The 15841-nt window shown below is 55.8% G+C and carries 12 protein-coding genes; 6 read left to right on the top strand and 6 right to left on the bottom strand.

Annotated elements, in window-relative coordinates:
- On the bottom strand, nt 1-1615 hold a 1615-nt coding region (locus RUM8411_RS21445; RefSeq protein ID WP_200818620.1), incomplete at its 3' end, for a right-handed parallel beta-helix repeat-containing protein.
- 250 nt (nt 1616-1865) lie between these two features.
- On the opposite strand from RUM8411_RS21445, the gene RUM8411_RS21440 reads away from it, so the two are divergent.
- The gene (locus tag RUM8411_RS21440; protein WP_159453946.1) at nt 1866-3323 is read left to right on the top strand and encodes a right-handed parallel beta-helix repeat-containing protein; all 1458 of its coding nucleotides are present in this window, start codon (nt 1866-1868) and stop codon (nt 3321-3323) included.
- 189 nt (nt 3324-3512) lie between these two features.
- Nucleotides 3513-4856: an O-antigen ligase family protein gene (locus RUM8411_RS21435; RefSeq protein WP_085824771.1), complete on the top strand. Its 1344-nt coding sequence runs from the start codon at nt 3513-3515 to the stop codon at nt 4854-4856.
- Here RUM8411_RS21435 and RUM8411_RS21430 read toward each other — a convergent pair.
- The 4 genes from RUM8411_RS21430 to RUM8411_RS21415 are packed head-to-tail and all read right to left on the bottom strand — an operon-like array spanning nt 4791 to nt 8702.
- Entirely contained in the window at nt 4791-5471 is a 681-nt protein-coding gene (locus RUM8411_RS21430) for a polysaccharide deacetylase family protein (protein ID WP_085824770.1), read from the bottom strand. The two genes, RUM8411_RS21435 and RUM8411_RS21430, sit on opposite strands and share 66 nt — an antisense overlap.
- Nucleotides 5468-6514, bottom strand: coding sequence for a lipid II:glycine glycyltransferase FemX (locus RUM8411_RS21425; RefSeq protein ID WP_085824769.1), 1047 nt, complete (start codon nt 6512-6514; stop codon nt 5468-5470). The genes RUM8411_RS21430 and RUM8411_RS21425 overlap by 4 nt, the downstream gene beginning before the upstream one ends.
- A complete protein-coding gene (locus RUM8411_RS21420) occupies nt 6511-7734 on the bottom strand; it encodes a GNAT family N-acetyltransferase (protein ID WP_085824768.1) in 1224 nt (407 codons plus the stop codon). The genes RUM8411_RS21425 and RUM8411_RS21420 overlap by 4 nt, the downstream gene beginning before the upstream one ends.
- A complete protein-coding gene (locus RUM8411_RS21415) occupies nt 7731-8702 on the bottom strand; it encodes a glycosyltransferase family 2 protein (RefSeq protein ID WP_159453945.1) in 972 nt (323 codons plus the stop codon). The genes RUM8411_RS21420 and RUM8411_RS21415 overlap by 4 nt, the downstream gene beginning before the upstream one ends.
- Nucleotides 8703-8923: 221 nt before the next feature.
- On the opposite strand from RUM8411_RS21415, the gene RUM8411_RS21410 reads away from it, so the two are divergent.
- Nucleotides 8924-10015, top strand: a complete 1092-nt coding sequence (locus RUM8411_RS21410) for a GNAT family N-acetyltransferase (protein WP_085824766.1) — start codon at nt 8924-8926, stop codon at nt 10013-10015.
- Nucleotides 10016-10250: 235 nt separating this feature from the next.
- Nucleotides 10251-11435 carry a DegT/DnrJ/EryC1/StrS family aminotransferase gene (locus RUM8411_RS21405; protein ID WP_085824765.1) on the top strand — a complete coding sequence of 395 codons (1185 nt, stop codon included), beginning with the start codon at nt 10251-10253 and terminating at the stop codon, nt 11433-11435.
- 10 nt (nt 11436-11445) lie between these two features.
- On the opposite strand, the gene RUM8411_RS21400 is transcribed toward RUM8411_RS21405, so the two are convergent.
- Nucleotides 11446-13008 carry an oligosaccharide flippase family protein gene (locus RUM8411_RS21400; RefSeq protein WP_159453944.1) on the bottom strand — a complete coding sequence of 521 codons (1563 nt, stop codon included), beginning with the start codon at nt 13006-13008 and terminating at the stop codon, nt 11446-11448.
- A 319-nt stretch (nt 13009-13327) separates the two neighbouring features.
- Here RUM8411_RS21400 and RUM8411_RS21395 point away from each other — a divergent pair, with 319 nt between their 5' ends.
- Both RUM8411_RS21395 and RUM8411_RS21390 read left to right on the top strand, forming a co-directional pair.
- Entirely contained in the window at nt 13328-14590 is a 1263-nt protein-coding gene (locus tag RUM8411_RS21395; RefSeq protein WP_085824763.1) for a nucleotide sugar dehydrogenase, read from the top strand.
- Nucleotides 14577-15833, top strand: coding sequence for a glycosyltransferase family 4 protein (locus RUM8411_RS21390; protein WP_234995318.1), 1257 nt, complete (start codon nt 14577-14579; stop codon nt 15831-15833). The genes RUM8411_RS21395 and RUM8411_RS21390 overlap by 14 nt, the downstream gene beginning before the upstream one ends.
- Nucleotides 15834-15841 lie beyond the last annotated feature (8 nt).

Raw genomic sequence — 15841 nt, 5'->3', positions numbered from 1 at the left:
CGCTATCGGACAGTCTTACAAACTGCGCGAGGAAGCCGCCAACCGACCATGAGGGCAGGGTTGCAAACCCAGAATCGGCGTCCTGGTTTTTGTCACCCGCATCGGAACCCGTATCGGTATCGGCGGGAGTATCCGTATCGGTATCGGCGGGAGTATCCGTATCGGTATCGGCGGGAGTATCCGTATCGGTATCGGCGGGGGTATCCGTATCGGTATCGGCGGGGGTATCCGTATCGGTATCGGCGGGAGTATCGGTATCGGTATCGGTCGGAGTATCGGTATCGGTATCGGTCGGAGTATCCGTATCGGTATCGGTCGGAGTATCCGTATCGGTATCGGTATCGGTCGGAGGATTCGTACCGGTATCGGCTGGAGGATTCGTACCACCGCTTGTTCCGCCACCTGTCGGAGGGTTGGTCCCGCCGCTGGAGGGCGTTGCTGTGCCAACCCAGGAATTGTACGAGAACGGGAATTGGTCGGCGAGATCCGAGCCGGCATTCAGTGTATCTGCCAGGCTACCGGCCTTGATGCCGTATTGGTTGTACCCGTTAGCTTGTGCCGTTGCAAAATAGTCGAATGCCTGATCGTATTCGCCTGGCTGGAGCAAGACGTTGTTGTTTACGGTCCAGCCGCTCTGCCCATTATAGCCTATGATTTGCGATGTAATATTTTGTTCGATCGTGACGTTCTTGCCGGACAGAACATTGATTGCCGGAATTTCGACACCGCCGGTCAGGGTCTTTTCATCCACATGCAGGATCGTGTTCTTTGATATGGTCAGGCCGTCCACGGCATGAATGGCAATACCGTTGACGTGACCATTGTAGATCATGTTGCCTTCGATCAAGACGTTGTGGTGAATGACGTTCGGGTCGCTGAAGTTTTTTCCGTCACCACCCATCCAGATGGTCTGTGCATAGTCACCATTGCCCATGTCAAACACGTTGTTGCGGATAGTGATATTGTCGCTTCCGCTTCCATAGGCGCGTTGGATCTGGATCATATCGCGATGATCCCCGGATCCGGCTGCGCCGCCGAAATCATGAATGTAGTTGTCTTCGACCAGGATGTTGTCGACACCGTCGAACACAAGACCATCAGACCGAATGGTGTGGATATCGCTTCCGGTGACGCTGATGCCATCTGATTTCGCGGCGATGAAACCTTTCCACCATTCCTTGAATTCGGTCCCGGTGACGTTGATATTCGCCGAGTTCAGAATATTCAAACCTGTGCCGTAACCGGTCCCATCGATCGATGTGCCAGTCCCGCGGGCCACATCACCGTCAAAGACCGAGTCCTTGAAGGTGACGTTATAGCTGCCATTCACCCCGAACGGGCTTTGGAAGTTATAGTCCCCGGGTTGGTAAGTATAGTCGAACATGATCGTATCGAAGGTTACGTTCGACGAGTTGATGAGAGACATTTGGCTAAAGCTAGCCATGTCGTTGGGATCGGCGGATTTTATTGTTACATTTGATCCGTATTTTGCGTCCCTGAGGTCCAACCTGCCATAGTCGCCGGCCGCAAGAAGGATGGTTTCTCCTCCTGTGGCGCTTGCGAGGGCTTGTTTCAGCTCGGCTGAGCTGGTTACCGTGGTTGTTTGCGCTGTCATCGCACATCCTATTTTCCGGCACGCCATCGGCGCGCGTATGGTCCACCCCTCAGGCCACAGGAAACAATCGCCGAGCGGCGATTCAGTGGCCAGAATGAGGCTATGATTGGAAATTTGTGCCTGTTTCGAGACAGTCCGCCTCGATTGCGTGTCATTTCCGAGAAAACTCGTAACAATACTGCAGGGAATTGTTTCCTTCCCATTGCTGATGATTCGACAATTCCACGTTCGTTGGGTAAGGCGCAACAATGTGGCACTGATCGCGTGTTTTGCAGGCATAGCCTTGCGCATATTGAAATTACGTCGGCAAAGAGTTGCCCGCTACCGCCACGTCAACCTGGGTGGCTATGTGGGAAATGGGCCGTTCAGGCCGTCATGGACAATAATAGATACGGGTCATAAACTTCCTGTGTTTTATGGAGAGGGGAATTACATGCGCGTATTTAGGGCATCTCTGGCTTTGGTTGGCGCTTTGGCAGCCCTGTTTTCAGCTCCTGTGTCTGCAGCACCGGCTTGCTCGGGCGCAGAGATTCCGGTGAGGGCGGCACCCTCAGGAGAAGGTCAGATCATTCGCAATGCATCTGAACTGTCCACGGTTCTTCAACAAGCGCGCGGAGGGGAGATATTCGCCCTTGAGCCAGGAAATTACGGCCTGCTGCGCGTGAATAAAGTTTATCAATCCGACGTGACAATCCGGTCTGCCAACCCGGCATCCCCTGCCTGCTTTACCGGGTTTTTTCTGGGTGGCACCGCCAATCTGGTGTTGGATAGCCTCTATTTCGACTATGTCTTCAAAAACGGAGATCCGCATTTTTCCTTCCCTTTCAGCATTGGTGAAAGCAGGCATATCCAGATTTCGAATTCCGTTTTTGACGGAGATTTCGCGCATGACACAAATTCTGAGGCGGATGGGTACGGTTTCGGGGTTGGCCTGCGTACCTGGCGCAGTAGCGACATCCGCGTATCAGGCAGTGTATTTCGGAAATGGTGGTCAGGAACGCTTGCGGGTCAATCGGCCCGCATAGCGTATATTGGGAATACAATTCACACCATCCGATCTGACGGGATCAATCTGGATGCAATAACGGGGCTGACGATTGAAAAGAACCACCTGTACGATTTTGGGGGAGCCGCCGGGTCAATGGATCATCGTGACATGATTCAGATCATGCGGGTGACCCCGAGTGGAAGTAGCGACATCGTCATTCGCGACAATGTGTTTGACATGGGGCGGGGTGATTTTACGCAGACCATCTGGGCTGGTGGTGATGGAAAGGATCTTGGCAACCGCAATATGCGCCACCGAAATGTGCTAATCGAGAATAATATAATCTACAATGCCCACGTTCACGGCATTTCTATCCACGGATCTGACAATATCTCCGTCAGAAAAAACTCTGTGATCCGGGTGCCCGGAGGGCATTCTACCCCTGCCATAAACATCTCGGGGGATTCAACTTCGGTTGTAATCGAGCAAAACGCTGTTGCAAACATCATCGGACACAATAACCAGCGCGACTGGGTAGTGCTGAACAACGCTTTCATTCAAAATGAAAACTCTTCAAAGCGCGGCTTTTATGATCGTGAATTCGTGTATCACGCGCGTGGAGAGAAAAATGGGTATAACGAATATGGAGTACGTGCAGGCAGCACTGTCGACCAGTTGAATGCCGGCTCTTCTTTGGCGAACAACTATCCGACCCGGTAGTAAAAGGGGAAATCCCAGAGATTTGCGGCATACAAGAATTTTATCGACGGTGAACCGATGCGTATGTTCTAATCTGGTATCACTCACGTAAGTGGTTAGATCACAAGTTTTTCAGGTATTGGTATAGCGGTGATTACGGCAGATCGGATTGATGAAAGGGTCGCGCGACCAGTCGCCGTAGCATTGTTGATGGTCTCTTTCACAATGCCGTTTTTCTTTTCCCTTGGCGGTTTGAAGCTGACGGGCTATCGCGTCGTTTTGATCATTTTTCTGCTGCCAGCGATGATCCGTTGGTTGAATGGAAGCGCCGGCAAGATTCGTGGGGTGGACTGGTTGATCGTCGGATTTGCCTTCTGGTCTGCGCTGACCCTAACCGTCAATCACGGGTTGGTGTCCAAGTGGCAGTTTATCGGCATGCTGACGATCGAGATTCTTGCCCCTTATTTCATTGCTCGGGCCTATATCCGAGATCTGGAGTCCTTTCGGTATTTCGTGCGCTGGTTTCTGATCCTCATTGTGATCCTTTTGCCCTTTTCTCTGTACGAGATGGCCACGGAGCAGTCGCCATTGCTCGATTTCTTCGGCGGGTTCGCGAATGTGTATCAAAAATGGATTTATGAACCTCGACTGGGATTATTCCGTGCTCAGGCGACCATGCCGCATCCGATCCTGTTTGGTGTGTTCATGACACCTTCGTTTGCCTTGTTCTGGTATGTGCTGGGATGGAACAAAACACTGTTCAGGAAAGTCAGTCTTAGCTCCCTCGCGGGGATAGTGGTATTTACCTCGTTGTCTTCGGGGGCCTTTCTCAATGTCATCATTCAGATGGCGTTGATGGCATGGAACAAGATGTTCAGCTTTCTTAAAAATAAGTGGAAAGTTTTGCTGATCTGTTTCGCAATTTTTTATATTGTTGTTGAGGCCGGGTCTAACCGCAACGTTTTTCAGATTATAGCAACGCATATGACGCTTACGCCGGGGACGGCGTGGTGGCGTATCCTGACATTTGAATTTGCCAGGGATGACATAATGCGAAATCCGGTTTTTGGAATCGGCATGCACGACTGGACCCGCCCGCATTGGATGACCCTCAGCAGCGTCGACAATTTTTGGCTGTTGATGACATTGCGGCACGGGTTTCCCGGATTGTTTTTGCTGCTGGGAACCGTGCTCACAATGTTCATCCAGATCGGTCGCAGATCGCTTACTGGGGCCGTAGCTGATGCCCGATTGGGGTATCTATTCGCCCTTTGTGCCTTTTGCGTGTCTGCGGTGACCGTGCATCTCTGGGACGCGACCTTCTGCTTTTTCATGTTTCTTTTTGGTGCAGGCGTCTGGTTGCTGGATGCAGAAGGGGATCAGGGGACCAATTCAGAGACACAGCAAAAGCAGACCAAGCGCACAATCCGCTATACGCGGTTTCCGCCTGAAATGTCGGGGGTAGAAGCGCCAACTGCTCCTCGGGTTTCAGCCGGTCACAATCCACTGCCGCCGCATCATGCCCAGCGTACGGCGCAACCTGCGCACAGGTGACATCTGTCCGGCGAGGATAGAGGCCATCATGGTCTCAGTCATGTCTCTGCGCAGTGATGTGCGCGGTCGGAGAAAGGCGTTCTGCTTCATCTTGCCGCCATCGCTTGACCAAACGGCAGTGTAGCGCGCTGTATGCAAGGCCCGCAGAACGCGTGCGTCGTAGCGCCCAAAGGGAATGCCGGCCTCGGTCACCGGCTGGCTGCAGATATCTTCGAGCCGGGCGCGCGAGTCGCATATTTCGCGTGTCAGTGCGCCCTCTTCCAGTGTTGGCCAGGCGACGTGGGCGACCCCGTGACTACCGATGGTCATGCCCGCCTCCTGAAGCGTTCGTATGTGCCCGGCGTTCAGGGATCCGGGGTGGCCAATCCGTCCGGTCAGTACAAAGTAGCGCGCCGTCAGCCCACGTGCGACAAGCGCTGGCAGCGCGATATCATGATCCGACTGATTGCCGTCATCAAAGGTGATCACATATGCTGCCGGATCTGGGGTTGCCGCAATCCGGTCCAGGACATTCTCAAACTGGTCGCGGGTTACCCAATAGGGGGCTTCGTCGGGTTCAAGAGTGCGTTTTGGGTCGCCGATGCCGTGGAAATTGATGCTGATCGTGGGTTTCATCGCCGGGCCTTCAGATGGGTATGCAACGCCTCAGCCGCCCTGATCAGGGGTGATGAGATGTTTGCAGGCCGGAATTCATAGGGGCCGGGGGCGGTGACATCGACACCGCCGGTTCGTTGTTTGAAGCGCGTGACGCTTGGGTTGGTCTGTGGATGTATGCCGCCCAGATCGAAATGTTTAATGCCCAGTTTCCGGCTGTGCAGAATAGCTTGCCACATCAGATAGTGCCCGGCGTTCAGGCGCCGCCCGATCTCGGGGGTGGCGCCGAACAGGTAAACAGACCTGGTTCCCGATCGTCCGATTGTCATGCAAGCGACATCGGTCCCATCCTTTCTGGCGATCAGCAAGTCGTGCGTAAAATCCGGCCCGCGCAGTGGATAGTAGAAATCTGGTGGAATATCCGGGCTGAACCCCTTGGCGGCCTGTACCTCATCATAAAGCGCACGAAACCGCTCGCAGCCGTCGGCGACTGGCATACATTCCAGCGTGAGCTTTGCTTTCAGCGCATTGCGCAGGGGGTTTCGCCATTTGCCATGCAATGCGCGCATCAGCGTGTCTTCGTCCTGATCGCAATCGACGATCACCGTCCGATAGGGCGGGGACCGGTCCGAGGGCATGAAACCCTCCTGTTCCGCCAGACCGTTCAGTGCGGGAAGGTCCTGCAGGAACGATGCAGGCAGTCGCAGCCGCAAAATGTGCCCCGTCTTCTGCGCATGGGTGCGCAATGCCGCAAGGATGGCTCGTATCCGGATGGTATCCGGGTTGGGGCAGGTCCGATGCTGTATCAGGGGCCCGGCTGCAATCCAGATGATCCCGCGCCCCAGCCCAGGAACACGTTTGATCCGCAGACATGCCGCAGCAACCGGCTGCTCGGAAGCGTCTGACACAGAAACGAAACTCACCTCGGCCCCGATCCGCGCAGCAGCGGCGCGGGCATAGGTCAGGCTTTGCTCATAGGTCAGGTCAAGGAATGCAGCGCTGAGCTGTGGCCAGTCCTTTGGCTGAACCGTGTGCAGGGAAAACGGGCGGGATGTCATGTTCATAATCGCGTCCGTATCCAGGCGGTCCAAAGCGGTCGTGGTTTGGTGTTCAGCCGCGATCGGATTTTTAGGAACCAAAGACGATAATAGAATAGATGAAGCGCACCCGCCCAAAGGAGCAGGGCGCGCGTTTGCAGGCGCGCCACAGGGCGTGTGGAGGCTAGCACCAAGCTGTGAATGGGGATCAGCTCTCCGCCGTAGCTGAGCTTGTACTCATATTTTCCCGCACCGGCTTCGACAAGGCGTGAGCCGGTATTGATCAGATCTTCCACGCGCTCAACCAGTCCAACGCGGCCAAGGCCGACTTTGTTGAACCGGGGGTCGACAGAACGGGCATTCAGCCACCAATAGGCCTTGGTGCCCTGCGTAAAGCGCAGTTGGCTCGACAGCAGCGTATCGCCCAGCCACTGTTCGTCTATTGCCGCCTGGCTGTTTGGGGCCAGCAGGTGCAGCAAAGTGCGATAAAACGCTGCTGCAACGCGCCAGTCCGAAAAATGCCCCCCTTTTCCGGTCGCTTCCCATTGCCGTGTATGCAGGTCGATGAAGCGGTCCATCATTTCATCCCGGGTATCCGGTGTTGAGCAGGTGCTGCGCAGCGGTTCGTCCCGGGTCAGACGCTTCAGGTCGCGCCGGACTTCGCGGCGTCGGCTCTTGGACAGCGCTGCCATGAATGAATCCGGGTGGTCGGGAAGATGCATCAACGTATGGCCGCGATCGCTTCTGTACCGAACCTCGGTAACTGCGGGACAGCTGGTGCAGGCGGCGCGGATAAGCCCTAACTGCTGTGATTGTTGCGACAGCGGGGAAAGGCTGATGGTTGTGCAATGCAAGTCATGCACCAGAAAGTCTAAGACGGCGGTCAGTGCCTCGGTTTCCATTCCCGTGTCAATCGGCAGGGTCATGATGGCAAAGTTTGAATCTACCCCGGCCAGACGCGCAACCCGCGCGGGCACCGGCCCGGTCCAGATCGTTTCGAGACAGAAGGGCAGGACCCCAATAATCTGCTCGCCTTTCCTCAGGATGAAACAGACGGGCTTCCGGCCTGATGAGAAATCTGCGCCATAGTGGTGCCACCAGGCCTTTTGCCAGCCGGAAAGGAAATAGATTTCGGCTCCGGTTTGCCGGACAAGGGCATCCCAATCTTCCGGCGCAGGCAGCTGATTGGGAGGCACCTCAAGGCATTCCAGTGACAGCCGATGATGGTTATGCCGTATTTGTTTCATGCTGCCGGTTCCCGCCCGAACAGATGAAACCGGATTACGTCCCGTGCCAGACGCACCTTGGCTTTGTGATTTGGTGTAGAACGGGCCAGATTGGCCAACCCAAAGGCGCCGCCGCGCAGGATCGCGCTACACAGGAAGGCGCTTTTGGCGCACAAAGCGCCAAACCATCCATAATGCTTGCGCGTGTAGATCATCTTGCTTTTTTGTTTTTGTACATACATACGCGATTTGATTTGCGCGGTGCTTTTTGAGCCCCCCTCAAGGTGCAGGATACGTGCCTCGGGGGAAAAAACACAGCGCCAGCCTGCGTCGCGAATGCGTCGACACCAGTCAGCTTCTTCTGAGTAGACAAAAAAAGCTTCATCGAGCAGCCCGACAGCTTCGAAGACATGTCGTGGCACCAGCATGAACATGCCCGACACCACATCCACGTCGCGTTCGCTGTCACGGTTCCAGTCGCCATATTCAGGGCAACCCAACAAGGGGTGCCGGGGGGCAAGCCGGTATAGTCCGAATTCGATCAGTGCCAGATTCAGCGGCCCGGGGTCGGCAAAACATGTGCGTTGAATCGTATCGGCATCCTCAAAGACCTGGCATCCCACACATCCGACATCCGGATGCGCGTCGAGCCAGCCGCTCATGACGTCGATCGCGTGATCCAGAACGATCGTATCGGGGTTGAGCAGCAAAAGCTTGTCACCCTTGGCAATCTCCAACCCCTGATTATTGGCCGCCGCAAAGCCCCGGTTGTCGGTATTGGCGATCAGCGTCACATCCGGAAAGCTCTGCCGGATCATGTCCTGCGAGCCATCGGTCGAGGCATTATCCACCACGATCACCTCATGGGGCAGGGTGGTTTGATTGGCAATGGATTCGAGACAATCCTGCAGAATATCCCTTGTGTTCCAGCTTACGATGACAATGGAAATAGCACATTGCGTGCTTGCTGATTCAGATGAAACGCTCATGACACTCTCGACCCCAGAGAAACATACATCGCAACAGGCGCTTAATTCACCGGAGCATAGGCCAATGATCCGCATTTCTGCGTGCGAAACCACTGAGGCGGTGAATTATTTTTACATTTCGTGGCATATACCTTCTATATTTTTAAAAAAGATGGCGAATTTAATAGCTTTGGTATTTTTGGCTGACGTTTCCGTAGTCGTGCCAGGAAAGTGAGTGGTTAATGGATATCGAATGTTACGATGACCTGACCGGTGAACAAATACATGAATGGCGTGAATTTGTGGCCGGTTGCCAGCATCAGCACCCCAGACAGGATCCGCGGTTTGCCGATGTCGAGCGTGCGCTTGGCGGCACCGTGGTCTTCGTGATCGCACGCCGCCAGGGGCAGATTTGCGCCGTTGGTTTGTTTTCCCTGTACCGCAGCAAGCTTGTTGTCGGCAGATATTCTGTTGCGCTGGCGCTGAGCGGGCCGATTTGTGACGATGCCGAAACGTTGGCCGAGTTTGTGGTTGCTGTCTCGGACCATCCCCGGTTTGCCAAGGTTGATGCCATCAAGGTGACGCCCTATTGGCTTGATGATGAGGCCGACCTGCTACACCAGCAATTCACCGGGGCCGGATTGGCAATAACCGACCCGACACCACACCGCGACACCGGGCTGATTGACCTCAACCGCCCGGTGGAAGAGCTGCGCAGTTCGTTTTCCAGAAGCGCGCGCCGCAATCTGCGTAATATTGAGGCCTCGGACGTCGAAATCCGCCATGAAACATCCCCTGATGAGATCGGGGTTTTTTTTGATTGCCTGAATGCGCTCGTGATCAAACCCAACAACCTGACCCCGGTCACGCGTCCCGAATACGAGGCCGGATTTCGAAATGTCTATAACGATCCCGAGGCCGGGGCTCTGTTTACCGCTTATTACAAAGACACTTTCCTGGGCGGCTTTCTGTTGTATCGCAGCCGGATCACCGCCTATGCCCGACGTTTCGTGGCCGACCCTGCGGCGGCAAGCCTGATCGGCAATCAGCGCATTGCGCCGCTGTTGTGGCTCAGGGGTATGAAATGGGCGATAGAGCAGGGATGCACCAATCTGGATGTCGAAGGATATCTGCCCGATATCGACCGGAGCCATCCCGATTTCGCCGTTCTGGAGTACAAAACCTATTTCAGACCGCGCCATGTCCGGCGCGCTGCTGAGCACACCCTGGTGAACCATCTGCTGTTCCATCAGGCGAACGTGGCACCGACGCAGCTGAAAAGGGCCGTTCGGCGTGGTTTGGGCGCGGCACAGTCCATCACAAGAGCGGGGTAGATCCCGCGGTCATCTGGGGGGCGAGGAGAATGTCAGGGTTAAGTCAGGGAAAAAGGGTAAGCTCTGTGCTATTCGGCGCCGAGATACTTTTTCAGACAGTTGTCCTGCCTGAATTTTGTGGGCGCAGCCTGCAGGTCAGGGCGCATCGGATTACGACGGCTGAAAGGCTGCGGGCCGGTGTGCAGTGCTTTTTCGTTGCCTGTCATGAATACAATTACACATCCCGTCAAAATTGGTGGTCGATAAAAAGCTGATGCAGGTGCCCACCCAGATCGCGGATGCCGTCGTGACCATGCCAATGACAGCAGGCAGCTTCTGGGCGCGGGATGCGAAGGGAGGGATTCCGGCGTTATTCGCGGATCGGCGGGTGCATTACGCATTTCAGACACGTGTGGCGATCCGCGCTGCCTGCGATGTGTTGGGGCTGCAGGCCGGGGACGAAGTTCTGGCACCGGCGTATAATTGCGGTTCGGAGCTTGACCCACTTGTACATGCCGGGCTGAAGGTGCGGCTATATCCGGTTGATGCGGATCTGCTTGTGGCCCCGGAGCGGATCGAGCCGCTGATCACAAACCGAACGAAGGCCGTCTATGTGATCCACTACTTCGGAATGCTGCAACCCGACCTGGCTGCGGTTAGATCATTGTGCGACAGGCACGGCCTCCGCATGATCGAGGATTGCGCGCTCAGCCTGTTGAGCGGGAAGGCACCAGCCGAAGGGTATACCGGGGACGTATCAGTGTTCTGTTTTCACAAATTTGCACCTGTGCTGCAAGGGGGCGCGCTTGTGGTCAACGCGCCTGATCTGAAAGTGGGGAACCCATTTCCCCGGCCTGCCCCGGGAAAACCGGTTGTCAAGACGCTGGCGCGGGCCGGGTTGGCAAATGTTCTGGGGCCATCCCGGTCACAGCGGATGCTGCGCCGGTTGCGTGGGCAACGCCATGAGGAAGCGCCCTGTGGGGCGCAGCCCGGTGCCTTGGAAGATATGCCCCGCCATTACTATTTCGACCCTGGGCTCTGTGGCCGAGGGATCAGTGCGTTTGCGGCCCGATCTCTACAGGCATTTTCGGCCTCTGGCATGATTGCTGCCCGACAGCGCAATTGGCGTCGCTATTGTCAGCACCTGAACGGGATGCAGGGTATTCGGATGCTGTTACCCGAGCTTGGCCCGCATTCTTGCCCGCTGACGATGCCTGTTGTGGTGGATGAACGCGATCACGTGGCACGGGAGTTGCAAGCCCGCGGGATAGGTGCCACCCCATGGTGGGCTGGCTTCAGCCGCAATCTGGACTGGATGGGGCAAGATGGGGCGATGGCGCTCAAGGATACAGTTCTCTCCTTGCCACTTCATCAGTTTCTTGGCGACGAACATGTCGATTATATCATGTCCGTACTGCAAGGTCTGATCCGCGACAGGTAGGATAACCGCATCAGGTGCCTTTGCCGGGCTTTCGGTTCTCGGGCTGCCTGATAAAACGGTCCTTGATTTTGTACAGCAGATCCAGCGCCATGCTTTCAAACCCCTGGGGGCACCCGACCATGTGCCACAGCAGCAGATGGGTGCCGATATACGCAACGACACCTGTCAGAACCTGCGCGGAAAATCTGATGCGCAGCAATGGCAGGTCATCAACCGAGCTGTATGCCCAGCCCGCAACATCCTCGTTCCCATAGGCGCTGATTAGGATAAGCACGGCAACGGTCATCACGCCTGTCGCGACAAAGGAGCGCCAGGCCGCAAGAACCGGTTTGAAAAATCCGCCGACCCCGAAATTGCGGGCCATGATCAATGTAATGAAAATCGCGGCCAAGCTGGATGCGCTGGCCCCAATCAGGGCGCCTGTAAACCCGAAATTTGTCCCGATGAGCATGAATGTGACTGTGATGATCAGCAGCATGCCATTGCGCAGAAACAGAAGCCGCGTGCTGCCGTCAACATAGCTTGCGGATTTGACATTGGCTTGCAGGGTTTCCACCGCTTTCAGCGGGGCCAGTATCCAAATGACCTGAGCGGCAGCAACCCATTGATACCCGGCGACCACGATAATCATGTACTTGGAAACAAGTGCCATCCCGACACTGACCGGAACGATGATACCCAGCAGAATGGCATTGGCCTGTTCAAAAGTCTTCTGACTGGTGCCTTCGGTTCTGGAGGCATCCGCAAGTCCAGGATAAATTACACGCTCAAGAGGTGCAAAGACCTGAACGGTGAACAGCATCACAAAGCGATAACCTATTCTGAATATTCCGGCATCAACCAATCCCAGAGTCGCGCCGATCACGATCTGGGGCATGTTGGTGGTCAGGAATTGTATGATTTGAACCCCCACGGACCACAACGAAAACCCGAAGCAGTCGCGCCAGCATCTGAGAGTCAGTCTGGGCAGCATGGGGGCGACTGAGAAGGACCAGGTAATTCTCGCCAGCTGAGTCAGCAAGACTGCCACTACGATCGCCCAGAAATCTCGCCAGAACCAGGCAAGCAGGATTGCGAACAAAGTGTATGTCACCCGACTTATGGTTTCCTCACCTGCCGCAAACCCAAAGCGGAAATTGCGTTCGAGCAGAGGAAAACGCGGGCTTCTGAGTGAGCTCATGATTGCAATCAGACAAAGCGAAGGGATCAGTTCGACCAGTTCAGGAACGTTGAGCAATTCAATCAGCAGGGTGGACAGCCAGATCAATACGGCACTTATGAACCCGAGCAGTAATTGTATGGTGAAAACGGTGTTGAGCAGATCGTTGGATATTTCAGCCTGCCGTATCAAAATGACCATCACAGAGCGTTGCAGAATTTCGAGAAGCGCAACGATGATCAGGAAGTATGCAATCACGCCGAAATCGGTCGGGGTCAGAAGGCGGGCGGTAACAACAAGCGTCATCAGGCCCAAAAACTGGCTGAACAAAGAGGAGGCAAAAAGCGCCCCAGCCCCCAACGCTAGGGCCGTACTACGGCTATGCTTGGGTTTGGTGGGGTGGATTTGCTTCAATCTCTTTCTTTCTATTTTGAGAACAATGAGCCGTTAATTCCTTCAGTGTTTCGGTCTCCGTGGTCTCCAGACGTTGCTTCAAGTGGGGTGCGAACCAGCGTTCTGGCTATCTGCGTGGTCCGTTGATAGTCAAAATAACGGCATAATCACCTTTTTCGCGCCATGACCACACAAACCCCTTTCAGTTTCAGAATGTCTGATAACAATTCAACGTATAAATTAGTTTCTGAATATACCTCGTTCGTGTTGATCTGAAATGATGTGTGCGCCGCGGAGGTGCGGACGCTTCAGTCTGCGGGTTGTAAATTGGTGTGACGGAATGAAGATTGCGATTTTCGGGTTGGGCTATGTGGGGTTCACGGCAGCATGCTGTCTGACTCGTGAAGGGCATGAGGTGATCGGTGTTGACGTGAACGCCGATAAGGTTTCCGAAATCAATGCCGGGCTTCCCCCGATCAAGGAACCCAAAGTGGCCGAACTGCTGACTGAAGCGCTCAGCAAGAACCTGATCCGCGCGGTGGTCGATATTCCGGACCTTTCAGATGTTGATCTGGCCATCGTTTGTGTTGGTACGCCCAGTTCCACCGACGGCTCTCATAACATGGATTTTGTGGCGGAGGTGACGCGGCAGATTGCCGAGACCGTCTCGCCCGACCGGGCGCGGCCGCTGACGGTGGCGTACCGGTCGACCTTCCGGCCCGGCACGGTGCGCCAGCTGATTGAACCGATTTTCCGGAACGCGCTGGGGGACCGGGCGGCCCACGCGGTTGAGATCATCTATAACCCCGAATTCCTGCGCGAAGTGTCGGCGGTTGATGATTACTTCAACCCGCCCAAGATCGTGGTGGGCACGGCAGACGGGAACCGCTCGGTCGTGATGGATGCATTGCACGAAAACCTGGATGCTCCGGTATTTTACACCGCCTTTGAAGAGGCCGAGATCACCAAATTCGTCGACAATACCTGGCACGCCACCAAAGTGGCCTTTGCCAATGAGATCGGCCGGATCTGCCACCGAATGGGCGTATCGGCGAAAACCATGCACGAGATTTTTGTCTCGGACACCAAGCTGAACATCTCGCCCTATTACACGCGTCCGGGGGGCGCATTCGGAGGATCCTGCCTGCCCAAGGATGTCCGCGCGCTGCAGCATATCGCCGGTGAGGTGGGGGCGCATACGCATCTGATCGACAGCCTGTTGCAGACCAATCTGGCGCACAAGACCTATCAGGCGCAGGACATCATGAACCGGCTGCCCAAGGGTGGCAGGGTGCTGATGGCGGGGCTGGCCTTCAAGGCCGGAACCGATGACCTGCGCGAAAGCCCCAATGTCGATATCGCCCGGCGGTTGCTGGACGCAGGATATCAGCTGTCGGTCTATGATCCGGCGATTGAACCGGCCGATCTGCGGGGGCAGAACCTGGGCTATGCCTTTACCCATCTGCCCGATATGGACAGTCTGCTGGTGGATCGCGCCACGGCCGAGACCGGGCCCTGGGATCTGGTGATCGGGTCGAACCGGATCGTGAATGATCTGAGCCTTGGCGATACAGAGGTGGTAAGAACCTATGAATATGACTAGCCCACCGCCCGCCGTTCAGCCGATATCCTTTGACGAACTGCGCCAGAGCCAACCTCTGAAAGGGCTGAAGGTGCTGATCGTGGTGGAAAACCTGCCCGTGCCTTTTGATCGCCGCGTCTGGATGGAGGCGCGCACGCTGGCCGCGGCAGGCGCTCTGGTCTCGGTCATCTGTCCCACCGGCAAGGGCCATGAGGAGCGTGTCTGGGAAGACGAAGGCATCAAGGTTTATCGCCACCCCCTGCCTTTGGATGCCAGCGGCGCGCTGGGGTATCTGCTGGAATATGGTGCGGCACTGTTCTGGGAAAGCTGGCTGGCACTGAAGATCAAGCTGACCCGCGGCTTTCACGTCATCCATGGCTGCAACCCGCCCGATCTGATCTTTCTGGTGGCGCTGCCCTTCAAGCTGTTTGGCGTGCGCTATCTGTTCGATCACCACGACATCAATCCCGAGCTTTACGAGGCCAAATTCGACAAGCGCGGGTTCTTCTGGAAACTGATGAAGACGTTCGAGCGGCTGACCTTCGCCTCGGCGCGGGTGTCGATTGCAACCAATGAAAGCTATCGTAAGATTGCCATCGAACGGGGCGGCATGGCCCCCGAGGATGTCTTTGTTGTCCGCTCGGGACCCGATCTGAGCCGTTTGCAGCATCTGCCCCCGAACCCGGAATGGCGCAACGGGCGCAAATATATGGTGGGCTATGTCGGGGTGATGGGCGATCAGGAAGGCATCGACCTGCTGCTGGAGTCGGTGGCGCATCTGGTGCAGGTGCAGGGGCGCGAGGATATCCAGTTCTGCCTTGTGGGCGGTGGCCCCAGCCTGGACAAGCTGCAACAGCAGTCCATCGATATGGGGTTGTCGGACTATGTCACCTTCACCGGCCGCGCGCCCGATCAGGACCTGTTCGAAATCCTGTCGATGGCAGATGTCTGCGTGAACCCGGACCGGGTGAACGAGATGAATGACAAATCCACCATGAACAAGATCCTTGAATACATGGCGTTCGAAAAGCCGATCGTTCAGTTTGACGTGACCGAGGGGCGCTATTCGGCGCAGGAGGCGTCTCTGTACGCGCGCGCCAATGATCCGGTGGATATGGCCGACAAGATCACCGAATTGCTCGCGGATGAAGACTGCCGCACCACCATGGGCCGTTATGGCCGCGCCCGGGTTGAGTCCGAGATGGCCTGGCCCCATCAGGTACCTGCCCTGATCGCGGCGTATAAGAGGATTTGGCAGCGTTAGATGTCTTT

This window comes from Ruegeria meonggei (genome assembly GCF_900172215.1).
In the GTDB taxonomy this organism is placed as follows: Bacteria; Pseudomonadota; Alphaproteobacteria; order Rhodobacterales; family Rhodobacteraceae; genus Ruegeria; species Ruegeria meonggei.
The sequence above is the reverse complement of the archived record's forward strand: the minus strand, read 5'-3'. Positions and strand labels throughout refer to the sequence as shown.